Origin of the sequence: Curtobacterium sp. SL109 (assembly GCF_026672405.1) — a bacterium.
GTDB lineage: Bacteria > Actinomycetota > Actinomycetes > Actinomycetales > Microbacteriaceae > Curtobacterium.
Window position 1 is genome coordinate 2,154,534 of record NZ_JAPPRB010000002.1, and the last position, 18,067, is coordinate 2,172,600.

General features: G+C 69.6%; 20 protein-coding genes and 1 tRNA gene. 9 read left to right on the forward strand and 12 right to left on the reverse strand.

Translation table 11 applies throughout. From position 1 onward, the window contains the following. Positions 1 to 43 precede the first annotated feature (43 nt). Entirely contained in the window at positions 44 to 1,054 is a 1,011-nt protein-coding gene (locus tag OVA28_RS11650; protein ID WP_268097052.1) for an alpha/beta fold hydrolase, read from the forward strand. Here OVA28_RS11650 and OVA28_RS11655 read toward each other — a convergent pair. From OVA28_RS11655 to OVA28_RS11680, 6 genes are all read right to left on the reverse strand, one after another. Further along, positions 990 to 1,529 (reverse strand): hypothetical protein, encoded by a 540-nt coding sequence (locus OVA28_RS11655; protein ID WP_268097053.1) that lies wholly within the window; start codon positions 1,527 to 1,529, stop codon positions 990 to 992. The genes OVA28_RS11650 and OVA28_RS11655 overlap by 65 nt on opposite strands. A 23-nt stretch (positions 1,530 to 1,552) precedes the next feature. Continuing rightward, positions 1,553 to 3,139, reverse strand: coding sequence for an alpha/beta hydrolase (locus OVA28_RS11660; protein ID WP_268097054.1), 1,587 nt, complete (start codon positions 3,137 to 3,139; stop codon positions 1,553 to 1,555). Next, the gene (locus tag OVA28_RS11665; RefSeq protein ID WP_268097055.1) at positions 3,136 to 4,080 is read right to left on the reverse strand and encodes an amino acid--[acyl-carrier-protein] ligase; all 945 of its coding nucleotides are present in this window, start codon (positions 4,078 to 4,080) and stop codon (positions 3,136 to 3,138) included. The genes OVA28_RS11660 and OVA28_RS11665 overlap by 4 nt, the downstream gene beginning before the upstream one ends. After that, on the reverse strand, positions 4,077 to 5,282 hold the full coding sequence (locus OVA28_RS11670) for an acyl-CoA dehydrogenase family protein (RefSeq protein ID WP_268097056.1): 1,206 nt from the start codon (positions 5,280 to 5,282) through the stop codon (positions 4,077 to 4,079). The genes OVA28_RS11665 and OVA28_RS11670 overlap by 4 nt, the downstream gene beginning before the upstream one ends. Then, positions 5,279 to 5,572 (reverse strand): acyl carrier protein, encoded by a 294-nt coding sequence (locus tag OVA28_RS11675; protein WP_268097057.1) that lies wholly within the window; start codon positions 5,570 to 5,572, stop codon positions 5,279 to 5,281. The genes OVA28_RS11670 and OVA28_RS11675 overlap by 4 nt, the downstream gene beginning before the upstream one ends. Before the next feature lie 114 nt (positions 5,573 to 5,686). After that, a complete protein-coding gene (locus OVA28_RS11680) occupies positions 5,687 to 6,064 on the reverse strand; it encodes a holo-ACP synthase (RefSeq protein WP_268097058.1) in 378 nt (125 codons plus the stop codon). A gap of 174 nt (positions 6,065 to 6,238) precedes the next feature. Between OVA28_RS11680 and OVA28_RS11685 the strand changes: the two genes are divergently transcribed. Continuing rightward, positions 6,239 to 6,314 (forward strand) — tRNA-Val (locus OVA28_RS11685). 1,024 nt (positions 6,315 to 7,338) lie between these two features. Here the strand turns inward: OVA28_RS11685 and OVA28_RS11690 are convergent. Then, positions 7,339 to 8,556: an FAD-dependent monooxygenase gene (locus OVA28_RS11690; RefSeq protein WP_268097059.1), complete on the reverse strand. Its 1,218-nt coding sequence runs from the start codon at positions 8,554 to 8,556 to the stop codon at positions 7,339 to 7,341. Between the two features lie 59 nt (positions 8,557 to 8,615). Here OVA28_RS11690 and OVA28_RS11695 point away from each other — a divergent pair, with 59 nt between their 5' ends. Together OVA28_RS11695 and OVA28_RS11700 are read left to right on the forward strand one after the other, a co-directional pair. Next, a complete protein-coding gene (locus OVA28_RS11695) occupies positions 8,616 to 9,137 on the forward strand; it encodes a MarR family winged helix-turn-helix transcriptional regulator (RefSeq protein ID WP_268097060.1) in 522 nt (173 codons plus the stop codon). A gap of 192 nt (positions 9,138 to 9,329) precedes the next feature. Next, on the forward strand, positions 9,330 to 9,908 hold the full coding sequence (locus OVA28_RS11700; protein ID WP_268097061.1) for a hypothetical protein: 579 nt from the start codon (positions 9,330 to 9,332) through the stop codon (positions 9,906 to 9,908). A gap of 46 nt (positions 9,909 to 9,954) precedes the next feature. Here the strand turns inward: OVA28_RS11700 and OVA28_RS11705 are convergent, their stop codons facing one another. Next, positions 9,955 to 10,941 (reverse strand): arsenic resistance protein, encoded by a 987-nt coding sequence (locus tag OVA28_RS11705; RefSeq protein ID WP_268097062.1) that lies wholly within the window; start codon positions 10,939 to 10,941, stop codon positions 9,955 to 9,957. A gap of 95 nt (positions 10,942 to 11,036) precedes the next feature. On the opposite strand from OVA28_RS11705, the gene OVA28_RS11710 reads away from it, so the two are divergent. Further along, entirely contained in the window at positions 11,037 to 11,438 is a 402-nt protein-coding gene (locus OVA28_RS11710) for a MerR family transcriptional regulator (RefSeq protein WP_268097063.1), read from the forward strand. Positions 11,439 to 11,467: 29 nt separating this feature from the next. Here OVA28_RS11710 and OVA28_RS11715 read toward each other — a convergent pair whose 3' ends face one another. Continuing rightward, positions 11,468 to 11,953: a GNAT family N-acetyltransferase gene (locus tag OVA28_RS11715; RefSeq protein ID WP_326493752.1), complete on the reverse strand. Its 486-nt coding sequence runs from the start codon at positions 11,951 to 11,953 to the stop codon at positions 11,468 to 11,470. Between the two features lie 90 nt (positions 11,954 to 12,043). On the opposite strand from OVA28_RS11715, the gene OVA28_RS11720 reads away from it, so the two are divergent. Then, positions 12,044 to 12,496, forward strand: a complete 453-nt coding sequence (locus OVA28_RS11720) for an NUDIX domain-containing protein (protein ID WP_268097064.1) — start codon at positions 12,044 to 12,046, stop codon at positions 12,494 to 12,496. 110 nt (positions 12,497 to 12,606) lie between these two features. Next, positions 12,607 to 13,353 carry a potassium channel family protein gene (locus OVA28_RS11725; RefSeq protein WP_268097065.1) on the forward strand — a complete coding sequence of 249 codons (747 nt, stop codon included), beginning with the start codon at positions 12,607 to 12,609 and terminating at the stop codon, positions 13,351 to 13,353. 30 nt (positions 13,354 to 13,383) lie between these two features. Here the strand turns inward: OVA28_RS11725 and OVA28_RS11730 are convergent, their stop codons facing one another. From OVA28_RS11730 to OVA28_RS11740, 3 genes are all read right to left on the reverse strand, one after another. Further along, entirely contained in the window at positions 13,384 to 14,364 is a 981-nt protein-coding gene (locus tag OVA28_RS11730) for a Brp/Blh family beta-carotene 15,15'-dioxygenase (RefSeq protein WP_268097066.1), read from the reverse strand. An 89-nt stretch (positions 14,365 to 14,453) separates the two neighbouring features. Next, on the reverse strand, positions 14,454 to 15,731 hold the full coding sequence (locus OVA28_RS11735; protein ID WP_326493753.1) for a lycopene cyclase family protein: 1,278 nt from the start codon (positions 15,729 to 15,731) through the stop codon (positions 14,454 to 14,456). Then, complete coding sequence (locus OVA28_RS11740; protein ID WP_268097067.1) at positions 15,709 to 16,629, reverse strand: bacteriorhodopsin; 921 nt, start codon at positions 16,627 to 16,629, stop codon at positions 15,709 to 15,711. Before OVA28_RS11740 ends, OVA28_RS11735 begins: the two co-directional genes overlap by 23 nt. Before the next feature lie 211 nt (positions 16,630 to 16,840). Here OVA28_RS11740 and OVA28_RS11745 point away from each other — a divergent pair, with 211 nt between their 5' ends. Continuing rightward, complete coding sequence (locus OVA28_RS11745; RefSeq protein WP_268097068.1) at positions 16,841 to 17,467, forward strand: response regulator transcription factor; 627 nt, start codon at positions 16,841 to 16,843, stop codon at positions 17,465 to 17,467. Beyond that, entirely contained in the window at positions 17,468 to 18,013 is a 546-nt protein-coding gene (locus OVA28_RS11750) for a MarR family winged helix-turn-helix transcriptional regulator (RefSeq protein ID WP_268097069.1), read from the forward strand. Positions 18,014 to 18,067 lie beyond the last annotated feature (54 nt).

Here is an 18,067-nt window from a genome sequence, read left to right on the forward strand (position 1 = left end):
CCGAATCCTCCGGGGGGCGCAGACGCGCCGGACTGGAGGCACGGTGGACCACATCGACACGGGTGACGCACCGGAGACGGTCGCGACCGACCCCTACGCTCCGTTCCCGGTGACGTCCGACCCGGTGCCGTGGGCACTGACCCGGATGGTCGTCCCGACCGCCGTCGGCGACGTCGTCGTGCACACCCGGCTCGGCGAGCGGCCCCTGTTGCTGCTCCACGGCGTCGCTGGTTCGTGGACGACGTGGACCCCGCTGCTCCGTGCCGCCGACGGCTTCGACGGCCGCGGGCTCGTGCTCGTCGACCTGCCCGGGTGGGGGTCCTCGCCGGCGCCGGCGGTCCCGCTCTCCACCGACGACGCCGTGCAGGTGCTCCGGGAGGTGCTCGACGCCCTCGGACTCGACACCGTCGACGTGGTCGGGCACTCGATGGGTGCCTTCGTCGCGATGCACTGCGCCGTGACGATGCCGGAGCGGATCCGGTCGGTCGCGCTGGTGTCCGGCACCACCTTCGCCACTGCCCACGCCGCTCGGCACCCGCTCTTCGGGCTCGTCACGCTGCCGGCGTTCACCCTGCTCCGCGCCGGCCTCGCCGTCACCCGGGCCGCTGCGGTCCCGCTGCTCCGCACGCTGGCGGCGGTCGGGCTGCTCCGGCTGCTCGCCGCGCCGGTGTTCACGCACGTCGGGCGGCTCGACCGCAGCGTCCTCGACGCCTTCGCCGAGGAGCTCCGGCCCGAGGGCTTCCTGGCGGCCGCCCGCTCCGGCGCCGCCTACGACACCGACCGCTGGCGGGGCATCACGGTCCCGGTCACGGCGATCGCCGGGCAGGACGACGTGTTCGCCCGGGTGTCGGACCTGGCGCGGCTGGTGGGCGTCCTGCCGCGGGTCCGCACCGTGCTGCTCGAGGACTGCGGGCACTTCGCGCACGTCGAGCACCCGGCCGCGGTCGCCGAGGCGCTGCTCGCCGCGGACGCCTGCGCTGCGGGCGACGTCAGTGGTACTGCGGCGGCCAGTCGAACGCAGCCGGTCGTCGGGGCACCTCGCCGATCGTCGTGACCACGAGGTCGACCTGCTCCAGGTCCCGCAGCGGGATCGAGCGCGGGTTGCCGTAGGAGCGGTGTCCGTCGACCCAGACGGTCAGGTCCCCGTGCAGCCCACCGACGTGCGCCGGACCGAGGGAGACGCCCCACTCGTCGAAGAACTGCCCGAGGGTGAACGTCCGGCGTTCGGGTGACTCGACGTGCACGATGCCCGACGTGTCGTGCGTGTGGACCTCCGCGGCGAAGTGCTCGGCCGCCGAGTGCCCGATGTCCCCCGGGATCACCACCGGCTGGTCGCCGTCGGTGATCGTGACGTGCGTGTGGACGTGCTCCGCGAGCTCCTGGCCCCAGACATCGCGCAGCCCGGCGTCTTGTGCCCGCGCGGCGAGGTCGGTCGGACGGGGCCACGGCGGTCCGCCCTGGGGCGCGGCGCACCCGGCGAGGAGCGCCACGAGGGCGATCCCCACCCCCGCCGCTGCTGCTCGTCGCACGGGTCCTGCCTACACCCGGCGGTTCAAGCGGGGACGGGGAAGGCCTCGCGGACGCGGGAACGGACCTCGTCGATCACGGTCGCGCGCATCGCGGGGGAGAACAGCGAGTGGTCTCCGTCGACCACGTGCACGAGCTCCACGCCGCCGCTGCGTCCGCCGACGGGGTACCGCCGGAGGGCGCGCTGCCCACCGAGCCGGTCGAAGAGCTCCGCGTCGCCGTCGGCCACGATGACGACGACGTCGGTGCCGTGCGTCACCAGCGGCTTCACGTGCTCCATCACGCCGCCGGACCGGTCGCGCCGGGCGATGCGGTCGCGGAGCCACTCCGGGACGACGACGTTGTACCGGTCGCGGATCCACTTCCGGCGCGGGGACGGGGCGTCGATCGCGCGGACGGCGTCGCTGTACGCACCGGGGAGGGCCGGGCGGCGGCGGTAGTCGTTCGGGCTGATCTCCACGACCAGGCGCGGGGTCTCCTCGTGGGCGCGTCCGGCGACCCAGGCGCCGGCGCACATGCCGACGACCACGAGCTGCTCCGCGGGGGCAGCCAGCGCCGTCACGATGGCCGACTGGTCGTCGACCCACTCCTGCGCGAACAGGTAGTCGCGTTCGTCGGCGCGCACGACGGAGCTCTCGCCGGTGCCACGGCGGTCCACACGGACGACCCGGGCGCCGTCGCGGGCGAGTCGCCGGGCGAGCGTCACCTGGTAGTCCGAGGCGCCGACGCGGTGTTCGGCGGCACCGTTGTGCAGCACCACCACGGGGGCGTCGGGGGACTGCCGCGACGACACGCTCTCGACGGCGAACAGCCGTTCGGGGCCGAGCAGCACGATCCGCTCCGAGACGCGGTGGTCCACGTCGACCAGGGGCTCGAGGGCGGGCGCGGTGGTGGGGACGGTCGTCGTCGGTGCCCAGGCGTCGATCCACGTGACGACCGCGTCGAGCGCGTCGCCGGGGATGCGGGCGTGGATGCTGGTGCCGTCGAGCAGCTCGGCGCTGCCGGGTGCCTCGGCCGTGGTCACGTCGCCGAGGGCCTTCGGGGCACGACCGCCGGGGCGTACGAGCGCGAGCGTCGGACCGGTGCGCGGGGTGAAGCGGAGCGCGGACAGGGCCTGGGCCTCGTCCGGGGTGACGTCGATGCCGATCAGGCTCTCGACGCCGTCCACGACGCGTTCGCCACCGACCGTGATCGTCGCGAGGGCACGCTGTCGGCGGAGCCATGCGCGGCCGGAGTCGGGGGCGTCCCAGAGCACCAGCGCGTCGTCCTCGGTCGCGGCGGCCGCCGCGACCAGGGCCGCGGAGGCCAGCCCGACGAAGGCGACCTGTTCGACCCCCGTCGCGCGGAGCAGGGCTGCCGCGCGGACGGCGGACCGGACCTGCGCCTCCGGGTCGGCATCGGCGGTGGAGTCGCCACGTCCGGACGGGTCGTAGCGCACCGAGGCCACGCCACGAGCCTCCAGGCGGTCGGCCAGCAGGCGCAGCGTGCGGTACGCGATCACGCCCTCCTGCCCGAGCGGCGGGCAGATGACGACGCCGGCGCGCGCCGACGGCGGCGACTGCACCGACGCACGGATGGCGGGCGATCCCGACCACCCGTGGTGGGTCGTCACAGTGCCAGCGCGCGACGGACGTCGGCCGGCCAGGAGGCCGGGTCGGTGCCGTGCGCGGCGAAGAGGGCGATGGTGATGCGCTCGAGCCCGAAGGCCAGGCAGGCGCTGTGGGCGGTCTCGCCGTCAGCGGTCGTGATCGAGAACGAGGTGCCGAAGTGGTCCTCGTGCAGGTTCGCGGAGCTGATGGCGGTGGCCTCGCCGGCGTCGCCGTAGACCGGGGTGACGAACTCGTACTTGAGCGAGGCCTCGACCTGGTTGCGGGCGAGGATCTTGCCGACCCGGCCGAAGAAGGGGTCGTTCGCCGGCACGACGTCGATCTCGAGCCCGAAGCCCTCGAGCAGCGACCGCATCGCCGGGATCCGGCCGTCGCGGTGCTCCTTGGCGGAGTCCGGCGTGCCGATGTGGACGAACTCGTGCATGTGGAAGGCCTGCAGGCGCATCGGGTCGAGCGACGGCTCGCGGCGGAACGAGTCGCCGACGATGTCGAACCACAGGCCCTGCTGCGGGATCGTCCCGGTGACCAGCCCGTAGACCGGGTGGCAGACGGCAGGCGCGAGCATCAGGTCGGCGGGTTCGAGGAAGGACTCCCAGCGCTCCCCGCGCTCGCGGGCGGCCAGCAGCGCGCGGTGTGCGCGGTCGTCACCGGTGAAGGCGGAGATCGACGCGGCGAGGTCGGGGAACGACGCGATGTAGTCGGTCCGCTCGAACGCGGCCAGGGGCTCGACCGGCGGGAACCGGAGCACCGAGGACTGCAGGTCGGCCATCGAGCGGACGGCAGCGGTGTCGACCGCGGCGTACACGTGCTCGAAGACGCCCGTGCGGCCGTAGAGCCCGGGGGAGCCGAGGTCGATGAGCACGCGGTCCTCGAGGAGCGTCGCGCGCAGCGCCGCGCGGGCCCGGTCGAGGGCGGTGGATACGGTGGTGGGTTCGGTGATGGTCACAGGATCGCTCCGGTCATGATTGCCAGTCCGGCGTCGTTCTGGAGGAGACGGTCGTTGCTCACCATGACGGCGGCACCGTGGGCGTCTCGGAGGTGTCGGGAGATGCTCATCGGACCCGTCGCGGCGTACCCGGCGATCCCGACGATCCGCAGTGCTGCGGTGACGATGTCGGTGACCCGCTCGGAGGCGCCGATCTTCAGGGCGTTGGCGGCGAGGGCCGACGCGCTCGACTCGAGCGTCTCGGGGTCGTCGGCCACGGCGTCGAACCGCTCGGCCGCGTGCCGGACCGAGTCGGCCAGCAGCTGCAGGTCGACCAACAGCTCGGCGAGGCGGAGGGCCCCGGGTGGGGTCGTCCCGACGCTGGCGCGGGCCTGCTTGCGGACGGCGGCACGGGCGCGCTCGGCGGCGGAGGCCGCGATGCCGACCCACACCGACGCCCAGAGGACGTGGGAGACGGGGAGGACGGTCCGCGCGGAGATCGCCGCGTAGTCGTCGCGGAGGACGGCGTCAGCCGTGGTCTCCGCGTCGAGGATCCACCCGTTGCTGCACGTGCCGCGGAGGCCCATCGTGTCCCAGGTGGAGGTCTGCGACAGCACGATCGCGTCGGTCCGGCAGATCAGCAGGCGCTGGTCGGACGCGGGGGCGTCGAGGTCGCGGCGCGCGGTCACGAAGACGGCGTCGGCCTCGGTCGCGTAGGAGATCACCGGCGCGTCCTTGCGCAGGCGGATGCGGCCGTCCTCGGACGGCTCGATCGCACACGTCGACCGGCGGGCGTCACCGCCCACGCCCTTCTCGGTCGTCGACGACGCCACGAGGGCACCGTCGCGCACGGCGTCGATCATCGCGAGCACGCCGGCACCGTCGCCGCCGTGCCGCCAGAGGGCCATGACCTGTCCCTGGTGCATCGCGAACACCATGCCGGTGGCGGCGCACGCGCGACCGAGCTCGGTCGCGATGACCGAGAGCTCGGTGACGGTGGCGCCCTCGCCACCGTGTTCGAGCGGGACTGCTGCGGCGAGCAGGCCGTACTCGCGCATCACGGCGATCGCCTCACGTGGCGGTCGGGCGTCGCGGTCGACCTCGTCGGCGAACTGCGCGGCGACCGCGGCCACGGCGGCGGTGCGCTCCGCAAAGCGGTCCGGTGACGTGCCGAGGACCGGGGCCGTCGTCTCGGCGACGTCCGTCACTGCGGTGTCCGTCACTGCGCTGTGGCCAGTGTCGCCGCGGCGACCATCGACTCGACCGAGGCGAAGGTGGCGCGGTTCAGGACGCTGTCCGGGAACTCGGCGTCGAGGTCGTTCTCGATCGCGAGCATCACGTTCACCGTGGCGTGCGACGTCAGGCCGAGGGCGTACAGGTCGGCGATCGGTGCGACGTCCATCGCGTCGACGGTCAGTCGGCCGTGGTCGGCGAGAGCACGTCGGACGGCCTGCTCGGCCGTCGGGTCAGCGAGCGCGACGGGCGTCGCGGCGGTGTTCGGGTCCTGGTGCATGCCAACCACGGTAACGAGGGGAGCGGCCCGGAAAGCCGCCGTGCGGGTGCGGGAAACCGCACCGACGAACCGTGCGCTGTGTGGATGTACAGGAACGGTCGTCCTGCCCCGTGCTCAGCGCTCCGCGAGGGCCACGGCCGTCGCGAGCGCCAGCCCCCGTTCGTGGGACAGGGACACGTCGATGCTCGTGATCCCGGCCGCCGCGGCGAGTGCCTCGGCCGCTCCGGAGAGCTCCACGCGGGGTGCGCCGTGCTCGTCCGACACGATGGCGACGTCGTGCAGGGGGACCGCGTCGGTGCGGGTCGGGCGGAGGAGCTTCACGACGGCCTCCTTGCCGGCGAAGCGCGCGGCGAGGCGCTCCGGGTCGTCGCCGGTGTCGGCGCGTTCGCGGAGGGTGAAGACCCGGGCGAGGTACCGATCGCCGTGCGCCTGGATGCCGTCGAGGACGTCCTGCACGGCGGCGAGGTCGCAGCCGGTGCGGATGGCGGTCATGGTCGGAGCATACGGGGGCGTCGTCGGGCTCGTCCGTGGTGCGTGGTGCTGGTGCCTGGTGCCTGGTGCCTGGTGCGGTGCCTGGTCTGTGGTCTGTGGTCTGTGGTGCGTGGTGCATCGGGCGTCGCCGCGCTCCGGCGGGGGAGCGGCGGGGGCCCGTAGGATGAGGTGGAAGGGCCTTTAGCTCAGCTGGTAGAGCGCCACGTTTACACCGTGGATGTCGTCGGTTCGATCCCGGCAGGGCCCACCACGAAAACCCCTGATCAAACGCTAAAACGTGTGGTCTGTCAGCGGTGGTTTCGGGTTGCGATCACGGCGCTGCCGGTGAACTGCCGGTGGCCAATCCGCGACGCTCTTGGCGGAGCACCAGATGCGGCGACCCCGATGCTCGACCTGAGTGCCGGCATCACACTCTGGGCCGGGTGCACGGGTTGCGCCAGCGAGGAGGAATCGTCCGCGGACCTCCTGGCGAGACGCCGGCGAAAGCTGAGTCCTCGCGGCTGCCGTCTGGGCGCGTTGGTGTCCGCATGCCCTCCCTCCAGTGCGACGAGCAACGGACCACCTATGTGAGACAGCGACTACTCGAACACGGCGATCAGGGCGGGATCGCGGCACGGTCCGGAGCGTCCCGATCCTCGACTCGTCCTCAAGGTGCACGAACCGGCCGGTGACGGATCCGCATCGGACGCCCGACGCGGTTAGTTGTGGGCGGGTTGGGTGAGCAGGAGCGCCCCGACGATGAGAGCGCCGCCTACCCCCACGAAAACCGCCTCGCGCGGAGTCGATCGCAACTTTTGAGCAGTGCCTGCCTGTCGTCGCTCCAAGACGCGACGCCACTGCAGCACCAAACCCAACAGCGTCGTCGCGGTTCCTAGCGCCAAAGCGACCGCAAAGAAAATCTGCGCGCTCACCGGACTCATGAACGAAGGCTACTCAGCGAGCTGTCCCCACAGCGATCGCCTATTGAGACTCCGACTGCGAGCATTACCGGCGCTTGGGGCCTAGAACTCACCTCAACCTGCACGTTCTAGAGAGGACACCACCAGGGCATACCGCGACGCCCGACGCCCCTCCGAATGCATTGCGGTAGGGCCAGCACTGCGACGGCGCGGGCCAATACGTCACCTGCCGTGCGAGCATTTAGCGAGCACGATCTGGTTCCGCGAGGCGCATCGCGCAGCACCCTGAAGCGCTTCCGAACGCGTTCAACGCACTCGTCGCCGGATAGGCCACGAACTCTTCGTTGAGCATCGTTGGTCGTGCTGGACGGCTGTTCACTCCAGGTGCGCGTAGTCCGGCAGGTCGATTGCCTCGGCCGGCGGGGTGGCGAAGCGGGCGCCGAGGCGCCCGACGAGGGGCAGCGACGCCACGCGGACGGCGGTGCCGAAGGCCGCGATCCCGAGCCGGGACCTCGGGTTCGCGATCCGCGGTGTGCCCGGCGGCAGCTGCTGCGCCTTCGCGACGTACGGGCGCATGATGCGCTCGTATGCGCGCAGGGCGTCGCGGTGGTGGACGTGGGCGGCGAGTTCCCCGGCGAGGACGTAGGCGCCGGTGAGCGAGAGGCTCGTGCCCATCCCGCTCACCGGCGACGCGCAGTACGCGGCGTCCCCGACGAGCACCACCCGGCCGTCCGACCAGCGCGGGGCGTGGACCTGTCCGATCGCCTCGGAGTAGAGGTCCTCGGAGTGGTCGAACCCCGCGAGGACCCGCTCCGCCTCCCACCCGGCATCGCCGAACACCGCGTGCAGGCGGCTGCGCACCGCATCGAGGTCGCCGCGCTCGGAACCGGCTCGCTCCCGCTGCCGGTCCGTCACGACCGACATCGCCGCGCGGATGGTCCCGTGCTGGTCGGGGCGGAGGGTGATCGACCGGCCACCCGGTGCGTTGTACCAGCGCCACCAGTCGTCGTCCGCCGCGGTCCGGGGGATCGTGCCGTACGTCGTCTCGAGCCCGAGCGAACGGATCTCCGGCTCGTCGCCGAACACCAGCCGACGGGTGCTCGAGCCGATGCCGTCCGCCGCGACCACCAGATCGAACCGGTCGTCCGGGCCGTGCTCGAACCCCACGGTCACGCCGTTGTCGTGCTGGTCGATGCGGGTGATCCGGTCACCGTAGCGGTACTCGGTGGCGTCGGACGTCCCGCCGACGAGGAGCCGCGCGAGGTCACCGCGCAGGACCTCGAGTTCGGCGGTGGCCCCGCCGGAGTCCGAGGTCCCCGCCGGGAACGCCGCGATCGTCCGGCCGCTCGGACCGATGAACCGGGTGCCGACCTCGCCCATCGTGGCGGCGCGGATGTCGTCCTCGATGCCCATCCGGCGCGCGACCTCACGCCCGGCTCCGCGCACGTCGACGTTTTGCCCGCCGGTGCGGAGGGACGGCGCCCGCTCGACGACGACCGTCTCGAACGAGAAGCGGTGTAGCCAGTGGGCGAGCGCCGGGCCGGCGATGCTCGCGCCGGAGATGAGCACGCGGCCGCGGGTGTGATCGGTCATTGTCCCTCACATCGTTGATTACCAATGAGATTGGCAATGTACACGACTACCATGGTGACGTGCCGAACGATGACCAGCACCCAGCGACCGATCGCTCCGACGACCGGCAGGACCGCCACGACCGGGCGACGGCGCGACGCGACGGGCGATCACTCCCCGACGACGACATCCGGTCCCGCGTGCAGCAGGTCAGTGTCCGGCAGCAGCGCTTCGAGCGGCACCTCGCCGCGGCACTGTCGGTCGACGCTGCGGGGCTCGAGGCGATGGACCACCTCATCGCGACCGGGCCGGCCACCCCGACCGAGCTCGCGCGTCGGCTCGAGATCTCGACCGCCGCGATGACGCTCGTCTTGAATCGGCTCGAGGGCGCCGGGCACGTCCGGCGAGAGCGGCACCCGAGCGACGGACGCAAGCTCGTCGTCACGGCGGCGGAGCGCTCTTCGGACCGTGCGTACGACCTCGTGCTGCCGCTAATCGAGGGCATCGAGTGCATCGTCGACGACCTGGACCCCGCGGAGCGTGCGACGGTCCAGACCTTCCTCGACCGGCTGATCGGGGTCTACGACGGGGTAAGCGGCTAGGGCTGTGCGCTCGCGGTCCGTGCAGGGGCCTGTCGCCGACGTGGGCTCGCAATGCTCCCCGAGGGTGCGCGTCACTTGAGTTGGTCGAACATCTTGTCGCCGTTCGCCGAAGCTCCGGCGGTATCGCTAGCCGATCGGCTTACGGGCCCCTGTTCTCGCCGCGTCAGCTACCGAGCGCGCAAGACTAGGGATATGCGTTTCGACACCATCTTGGCTGCAGCCGACGTCCCGACCATCCGGGCGGAAGTCGCCGCGCTCCGGCGCCCGGCACGACGACTCGCTCGCGGCCTGACAGTGCTGCGGGGCGGCTCAGCGGAGCCGCGGCAGTTCCAGGTCGTTGTCGACGAGCGCGATGAGAGCTGGACGTTCGATCGGCAGGGCGACCGGCACCGCGACCAGTACGCGGAGGGCGTTCTTCATTCGGTCGACGGGCCGGTGGAGGTCAGCTTTGCCCGCAGCGGCACGGTAGCTCCTCCCGTTCGACTGCTCACCCCGGAGCTCCTCCTCTTGTGGGGATCGCCTGCGAGCTTCGCGCCGGTCCTGGTTCAACGGATCCACGGGCACTGGCTGCTCGTGACGTTCGAGCATGAGCGCGATCCGGCGGACCGCGTGACGGTGGTCGTCGACGAGCGGGACGGCGTCGCGCACCGCTCGTACGGCACGGGCGAGGTCACGGTGCTTACGGAGGTTCGAGTGATGGATGACGATGAGCCGGCACCGCCGCGCCCCCGCTTCTCCCGGCTGCAGGAGTGGCCAGCGCTCGAATACTGAGGGCTGCGCCGTCGTCTCGCTCACCGATCGGCTATTGAGACGCCGGTTAGGCAGCCTTAGGTTCGATCTGCCGCCGCGGGCGCGGGATAAGACGGGGGATGAGTCGGACGAAGATCACCATGCCGATGAGTTCGACGAGTGTCTGGGTCACGACAACCACCGGAGCAAGTGACAGCGACGCCGGCAGGGCCAGTGCGAGCGGTAGGACCACGAGCGAGTTCCTGGTCGCACCGCTGAACACCAGGGCTCGGGTCGCTGGCGCGTCGAGTCGGAAGATGCGGCCGGCGCCGATGCCGAGCGCCGCCATGACGACGAGGAATCCGGCGTAGATCGGCACCAACACGAGGAGCTGTCCCAGGGAGTCTCCGACTGCTCCGGCTTGCGAGGCCACGACGGTGAACAGGGTCGCGATCATCAGCGGCACCATCAGCCCGAGCATCGTTCGCTCGATCACGACGCCGGATCGGTGTCGCCGGGCGAGTGCCTGCACGAGTGCGGCCGCGGTGAGTGGGACGACGATCAGCAGGAGGAATGCCCGGGCGAAGGGGCCGATCTCGACCACGGCGACGCCCTCGGGGCCGATGAACAGCAGCAGGTAGAGCGGCAGGAGGAGGATCTGCGCCAGCATCAGCAGCGGTGCTGCGGCGAGGAGTCGTTCTGACGCGCCGCCGGCCAGGCCGGCGAAGACGATCACGTAGTCGATGCACGGGGTCAGCAGCACCAGCAGTACCCCGAACAGCAGCGCCTGCTCGTCCGCGACGAACCGGGACAGCCCGTACGCGACGAGCGGGACGACGACGAAGTTCAGCACCCCGACGGCGGCGAGGAACCGCCCGTCGCGGAGAGACTTCCCGATCGCAGCGAACGGGACACCGAGGAACGTCGCGAACAACAGCAGCGCGAGAACCGGCTCGATCGCTCCCTCGAGGTGATATGCCCCCGGCGCGGCGAGGCCGATCACGCCGGCAGCCACGATCGCGACCAGGTAGAGGCCGATCTGCCGGTGTTCGAGCCAGGCGACGACCGCGTTCACGGTAGGTCAGGTGTGGGGGAGGAAGGCACGTCAGTGACCGTAGAGGTTCGAGCCGCTTGAAGGTCAAGCGGCTCCGGCGGTTCTAGGGTCGCCGTGTGCGAATCTCCGAGGTCAGCAAGCGCAGCGGTGTTCCGGCGACAGCGCTCCGGTACTACGAGTCCATCGGACTGTTGACCCCGGCCAGAACCTCGAACGGGTACCGGGACTACAGCCCCGACGTTCTCAGCCGGCTCGATCTCATCGAGGCCAGCAAGGAACTCGGGCTACCCCTTGACCAGATCGGCGCACACCTCAACACCATGGAATCGACGTCTTGCACCGACGTCCGGGAAGCACTGCGCCCCCTCTTGGCAGAGCAAGTGCGCCAGATCGAGGAGAAGCAGGCCCGCCTCGACCGGCTCCGGACGCGTCTCGCGTCTGCCGAGCGCGACCTGGCTGAGTGCCCCGACCGGTCTGAGCGGTGTTCGACCGAGTGCGTCTTCCGTGGCAGCGCATAGGAGACTGCCCACGTCGGGAGAACGATCGGCTACCGGGCAACGAGATCGCGTCGGTGGTACACGTGCGACTGGTCGCGCTTGATCTCGATGAGACCGTTCTTCTCGAGGACACGTTGCGAGGGGATGTTCTCCAGTTCCGTGTCCGCGAGCGCGATCAGGGCACCGCGCGTCGCGGCGTGCTGAAGTCCGAGCTGCAAGGCTTCGCTCGCGAGTCCCGCGCCTCGGGCTGAGGGAACCAGGCCGTACCCGAACCCGACCGTTCCCTTGTCGTCCGGCGGACCGAAGAATCCGAAACCACCGATGGTGAGGCCATCCGACCGCCGCTGGACGAGGTACATGGTGAACTCCGGATCCGCTGCGGTCTCGGCAGCGAGGGACCGGAGTGGGTCCAGTTCGTCGGCGAACGGGTACTCGGGGTGCCAGTCGTCACCGGGACGCTCGTCCCGCACGACGATGCGGCGCGCCATCGCCGGTGAGATCACCTGAAGCACAGTCCGGCTACCGACGAGTGTCATGCCCTGATGCTCTCAGACCAGGCTGACCGGTAGGGCAGCCAACCCGATAGAGGATCCTTCTGCGGGAAGGGCACACGGTAGCTTCGGAGCATGCCGGTCTCTCAGTACGTCCGATCGCTGCGCGAGCGGATCGGGAGCAGCTACCTCCTACTCCCGGGCGTGACAGCGGTCATCCGAGACGACGATCGCTTCCTCCTCGCGCGGCAGCGCGACTCCGGACGATGGAGCCTGATCGGGGGCGGCATCGAGCCCGGCGAGGACCCACGCGCGGCTCTGCTGCGCGAAGTGCGAGAAGAACTCGGTGTGGGCAGCGACATCATCCGGATCATCGGGGCTTACGGTGGCACCACCCTCGAGAACGTCTACCCCAACGGCGACCAAGTTGGGTACGTGACGGTCGCGTATCTCTGCTCACTGCGCACGTCGTCGTTCACCCTCGACGAGCACGAAGTGCTCGAAACCCGGTGGGTGACTCTCGCCGAGATCACCGAACTCGATCATCACGAGTGGATCGAGCAGGTGCTGACCGACGCTGCCCGGTAGCGGATCGGCTATCGGACACGTCGTTGCTGCCTGATGCATCTGTCCACTTGTCTGAGTCTGTCCGTCGGCTTGCGCCCGGCGGGGCGTTCAGGAGCGGCTAGCGTCTAAGCATGCGATCAAGGGAAGAGCGTTGGTCGACGTGGTCTCAGTGGCCGCTTGCTGGCGTTGCGGTTGTGTTCCTGACGGCGTACGCGGTGGAGGTACTGGCGGACCCCGTAGGGGTTGCGCGCGCCGTGTGCGAGGTCGTGATCAACGTCTCGTGGGCGATGTTCGTGGTGGACTACGTGGTCTCGCTGGTTCTCGCTCGGCAGCGTTGGCGGTGGTTCGTTCGGCACTTGCTCGACCTGGCGACGATCGCGTTGCCGTTCCTTCGCCCTCTGCGGCTGCTGCGTCTGGTGCAGCTCTTCCGTGTCCTGCAACACAGCGCTGGCACGGCGGTCCGAGGCCGAGTCACGATCTACGTAGTGGCGACGACGGCGTTGCTGGTGTTCGTGTCGGCGCTTGCGATGTATGACGTGGAGCACGCGGCGCTAGGTGCATCGATCACGTCGTTCGGTGATGCGTTGTGGTGGTCGGTGGTCACGATCACCACGGTCGGGTACGGCGACTTGACGCCGGTCACGATCGAGGGTCGGCTGATCGCCTCCGGCGTGATGGTGAGTGGGATCGCTCTGCTCGGTGTGGTCACAGCGACGATCGCGAGTTGGATCATCGATCAGGTCGGCCGCCGGAACGAGGAAGCGCAGACCGCTACTCGGCGGGAGCTCCGTGAGCTGACCGAAGAGATCCGCGCGCTTCGTCAGCGACTCGACCAGCCGCAGTCGTCATCCACTGGGCCATCGGCCGACGGCGGGTGAACCGCCTGCTCCTTTCCCGAGGTCCTTCGATCAGGTCGGGCTGATCTCGTGATCTGTGGTCGGCGCACAGTGCCAGGTGCGTTGGACGCGGTCCATCCAGGTCACGATGACGGCGTGCGGGGTGGTGAGCGCGGCGATGAGCGCGAGGTACACGCCGAGGTCCGCTCGGTGCAGGGCGAGCGCGAGAACGACGAGCATGCCGACAGCGATGGCCGTGATCGGCCACGCCTGACGCATGAACCGGAGGAACGGTGCCAGGAGCCGGCCGTGGTGGAGCTGCTCGGCGGCGACGCTGTCGGTGAGCTCGAGGCGGAGGATGTGGCGGACGGAGTGCCAGAGGGTGAAGTAGAGCCCGACTGCAAGCACCGGGGGGACGACGGCGAAGAAGATGACGAGGACGATGTCTTCGGTGGCCTGCCGCCACAGCGGTACCCGGGCTCGGCGGACTGCGAGGAGGTGGAGCACGATCAGCGTTGCGACCAGCGCACCACCGGCGACACGTGCAGCGGCCGGTACCTCGACTGCTGCCGCCGCGGGAGTACCGCCCAGGCTGGTGACGGTGCCGATGACAACGGCTGCTGCTGCACTGGCTTGAGCAATGAAGGGCACCAACATCGGCAGTGCGCCGCGGACGGCGACGGTCAGGGCTGCACCAAGCCGCCCGGCGGTGCCGTCGTCGAGGAGCCGGTCGATGAAGAGGTCGCCTTGGCCCCAGTGGAACCAGGTGACCACGATGAACGCCGCGAAGCCGAGCAGCGGCGCGGTCACCCAGACGGCTGCGGTCGCGGTGCCGACGACGAGGTACAGCGCGACGACGACCAGAACTGACCGAATAGTGCTCGTACCTGGCCGGAGCCGAGCGGGCACGAGGTGGTCGAGTGCGCCGTGCGGGAGACCGAAGACGAGCACACTGACGGCGAAGGGGACCAGCTGCACCGGCATCGGGATCACCGCACCGGCCAAGCGCACCACCGCGCTGAACGCAGCGACCATGAGCAGCAGCAACGTCACTGGCGCCAGGACACGGTCCGACAACCATGTCTGCAGCGCTGGAGGCGTCACAGCTGCTGCACGGGCCGCGCGGAAGCGGACGAGCGCCGTCACCCTGAGACCCGTCCATGCTGCCGCCGACGGAGGGTGTCGGAAATGGTGCGGACAAGCGCACGGAGGAACGGGCGTTTCTGCAGTGCGAGCACGATGCGCAGGTCGTCGAGGAGGGTGGAGCGTTCTGTCATGAACCGCACCACGAGGGGGCCGTGCAGTGCCAGGAGTCGGCGGAACGCTTCTGCTGCGTGTTCGGGGCGATCGCGGAGGAAGCGGAGGAACACCGCGTCGAGGAACCGGGTTCTGGCTCGGTCCTGGAACACGGGTATCGGTTCACCGCCAGCGAGATTCTGGGCCAGGACGATGCTGTGTCGGTTGCTGCGCGCGAACCCGTACCCGCTGCTCGGCCGAGTGGTGCCGATGACTGCCGAGGGCATCTGGGTGAAGGTGCGTCCGGTGAGCTGGGCTGGGGGTGCGTCGGTCATCGGGATGCAGCCGGTCTCTTCATCGCCGACCTGCCACTCGTTGGTCGACAGTCCCCACCGGCGCTGCACGTAGTTGACAATGTGTGCGATGTGGTCGAAGGGTTCGTCGCCGTCCGCTGTGAAGAGGGTGCTCTCCACGAGCGCGACGGTCGGTGAGGTCGGGAGGACGTAGATGAACCGGACCGCGCCGCCCGCCTGCTGGTCGGTGAAGTCCATCAGCGTGACCGTCGTGGTGTCGAACACGGGACGGGTTGTAGTGATCCACTGCCCGATGAAGCGTTGGTGCAGGAGTACCCGCCCGGGTTCGACGTGCTCGGGGCAGCGTGGTCCGCGAGCATCCAGTACCGTCTCGGCGCGTACGGTCCCGTTCGGGATGTGGATGAGCGCATCGTCACCCGAGGCGGTGACGTTGCGGACCGGGGTCCCGTCGATCACGGTGATCGACGTGCCATGGAGTCGCCGTTCTGCGGCCGCTCGTCGGTTGGAAGCGCGGACGAGGACGTAGGGATGGTCGGGGTCGGACCCGACGCTGGTGCCGTGGTCGGTTCGCACTTCCCACCGGTCCCAGCTCGCCGAGCGTGCCTCGGGCAGAGGGTCGCTGCCGTCGTCCCATGAGCACCACGAGCGTGGATCTGGTGTCCTGCGCCCCTCGAGTACCAGGACTGTGGGCTGGGAGGGTTGCCCGGCGAGGCGGACCGCTGTCGCGAGTCCGGAACAGCCGGAGCCGATGATCGCGATGTCGACGGCTGTGGGGAGAGCTGGCCGGATGGGGCCGGGGGCCGAAGCGATGCGCGCTTCGGCCCCCGGGGTGGTCGCGCCCGTCAGGTCAGCGGCGACCACGCTGCTCACCGGTGACGATGGCGGTGTTCTGCGAGTGGTGCACGGTCGCGGTGTTCGGGAGCGTGCCGTCGGAGAGCTTCTCCGACGAGATCCACAGCGCCTCGGGGAGGGTGTCCTCGCCGGCGCGGACGTCCTCGGCGGAGCGGAGCTTGGCGATCTTGTGGATCATCGCGCCGTAGCCGACCTTCGCGACGACGTCGGCGGCGGAGAGGATGACCTGCATCCAGGTGATGATTGCTCCGCCATGGCCCCAGCCCTGCAGGCCGAACATGATCGGGTACGCCATCCACGTGACGATCAGCAGGATTCCGGCGTTCCGCAGCGTCGCAGCGGCGGGGGTGCCCTTCAGGTCACGGCCGCCCTTGACGACGACGTAGATGACGAGGAAGTACAGGATCACCATGAAGATGCCGGAGATGATGCCCCAGAGCCACAGCGCGCCCATGTTGGTGCCGGAGTCGATGACGACGCCGCCAATGAAGCCGGTGCTGATCATGAGGAACGCGGCGGCGATGCCGACGGCGCGCAGGCGGCGGGCGGCTGCGCCGGCGAGGGTGGCGACGGCGATGAGTTCGATGACGAGCAGCGGGACTGTGACGGTCCAGTCGAAGTAGCGCGGCGCCCAGGACAGGATCGCGTTCGCGTTCGGGATCCAGGAGTCCCCCTTGCGGTCGTAGCCGATCGCGAACTCGATCACCAGGAGCACGTAGGACAGGAAGGCGATACCAGTGATGCACATCCCGGCGTAGACGCCGGTGCGGTACCGGCCGGTGATCTCGTTCGTCGACACCCACGACTTGACAAAGAAGGCGAAGAGGGCAAGCCCGGCGACGGAGAGTGCGTAGACGATGATCGAGTGCTCCGCGAGTGTCAGCGTCGCATTCCATGGAGCGAGGGCGTCTTGCATGGACAGGGTCCTTTCGAAGGTGATGGGCCGCGTCGAGCGCCCGACAGAAACTTGCTTCTGGGCAAACAGTTGCTCCCAGACAACACTGCGAACGGGGTACATCGGTGTCCGTAGCGTGACTCCAACGAACTATGGTCGAGGACACGTCGTGTCACCCGAATGGGTGAAAGAGGGGAAAGACATGCCTGCAGGGCGCATACGGGTCGCGCTTGTGAACGACTACGAGCTGGTGCTGCGGGGGTTGGCGCACATGCTGGGACCCTTCGCGGACCGGCTGGAGGTGGTGCAGCTCGACGCGGAGATGCGTGTCACCGTCGATGTCGATGTTGCCCTGTACGACACGTTCGCGCAGCCGCATCCGGATGATGAAGATGTGTCGCGGTTGGCGGCGAACCCGCGGATCAAGACCGTGGCGGTCTTCACCTGGAAGATGGATCAGGTATTGATCGACGCCGCGGTCCGCCGCGGCGCGACCGGATACTTCGCCAAGAGCACCTCCGCGGAAGAACTCGCTGATGGGTTGCTGCGGGTCGCCGCCGGCAATCACATCATTGGACGACCCATACGGCGCGTCCCGAGCGGACCCGGCATCGATTGGCCGGGCCGTGAACGCGGCATCTCCGACCGGCAGTCCGAGATCCTCGCACTACTCACCCAGGGAAAGCGAAACGCGGAGATTGCGGAACTCACCCATCTGAGCGTGAACACGGTCAAGACACACCTGCAAACGCTGTTCAGCAAGCTTGGCGTCGGGAACCGGGTCGAGGCTGCGCTCTGGGGGACCGAGCACGGGTTCACACCTGACCACCGCAGCGTCGACAGGACGGACGGTTCCTAGATGAGTGCCGAGTCCGAGCTGGCCATGCTCAGCACGGTCAACCAGGCATCGACGGCAAGCCTTGGGGTCGTGATTCGTTCACTGGCGCCGGCGTTGGAACAGGTGACGTTGCAGCAGTACCGCGTCCTGGCGCTGCTCGTCACACGCGGGCCTCTACGCGCGAGCGACCTCGCTGCCGAACTTGGCGTTCTTCCATCCGGAGTGAGCCGCATCGTGAACAGGCTCGTCCGCTCGAACTACGTTCAACGGCGCGCCAACCAGCGCAGCGGCCGCGAGATCCTCATCGCAGCTCGCGCCAAAGCGACCCATCTCGTTGAGAATGTCCTCGTCCGTCGCCAGAGCATCTTCAAGCAGACCTTCCAGCATTTGAGCGCTGACGAGCGAGACGTCGTCCACCGCGCCGCGCAGATCCTCATCGACGCCGTCGCAGCAAACGGGCCTCTGCCTCCCATCGAACCGAGCGCCGCCACCTCTGACCCGCTCGGGCAAGAGCGAGAAGCTGCCTCCCGTGACGCGGAGGGGCCTCCTACCGAGACGCGCGACTGAGGACCCGCGAAGTCAGCTGCGCGGATCGGGGGACAGTGCACGGGTCTTCAGCAG

Coding starts and splice junctions, on each gene's coding strand:
- OVA28_RS11675 (WP_268097057.1), bottom strand. CDS start 5,572: ATGCACCAGGACCCGAACACCGCCGCGACGCCCGTCGCGCTCGCTGAC.
- OVA28_RS11680 (WP_268097058.1), bottom strand. CDS start 6,064: ATGACCGCCATCCGCACCGGCTGCGACCTCGCCGCCGTGCAGGACGTC.
- OVA28_RS11690 (WP_268097059.1), bottom strand. CDS start 8,556: ATGACCGATCACACCCGCGGCCGCGTGCTCATCTCCGGCGCGAGCATC.
- OVA28_RS11700 (WP_268097061.1), top strand. CDS start 9,330: ATGCGTTTCGACACCATCTTGGCTGCAGCCGACGTCCCGACCATCCGG.
- OVA28_RS11715 (WP_326493752.1), bottom strand. CDS start 11,953: ATGACACTCGTCGGTAGCCGGACTGTGCTTCAGGTGATCTCACCGGCG.
- OVA28_RS11720 (WP_268097064.1), top strand. CDS start 12,044: ATGCCGGTCTCTCAGTACGTCCGATCGCTGCGCGAGCGGATCGGGAGC.
- OVA28_RS11725 (WP_268097065.1), top strand. CDS start 12,607: ATGCGATCAAGGGAAGAGCGTTGGTCGACGTGGTCTCAGTGGCCGCTT.
- OVA28_RS11740 (WP_268097067.1), bottom strand. CDS start 16,629: ATGCAAGACGCCCTCGCTCCATGGAATGCGACGCTGACACTCGCGGAG.
- OVA28_RS11750 (WP_268097069.1), top strand. CDS start 17,468: ATGAGTGCCGAGTCCGAGCTGGCCATGCTCAGCACGGTCAACCAGGCA.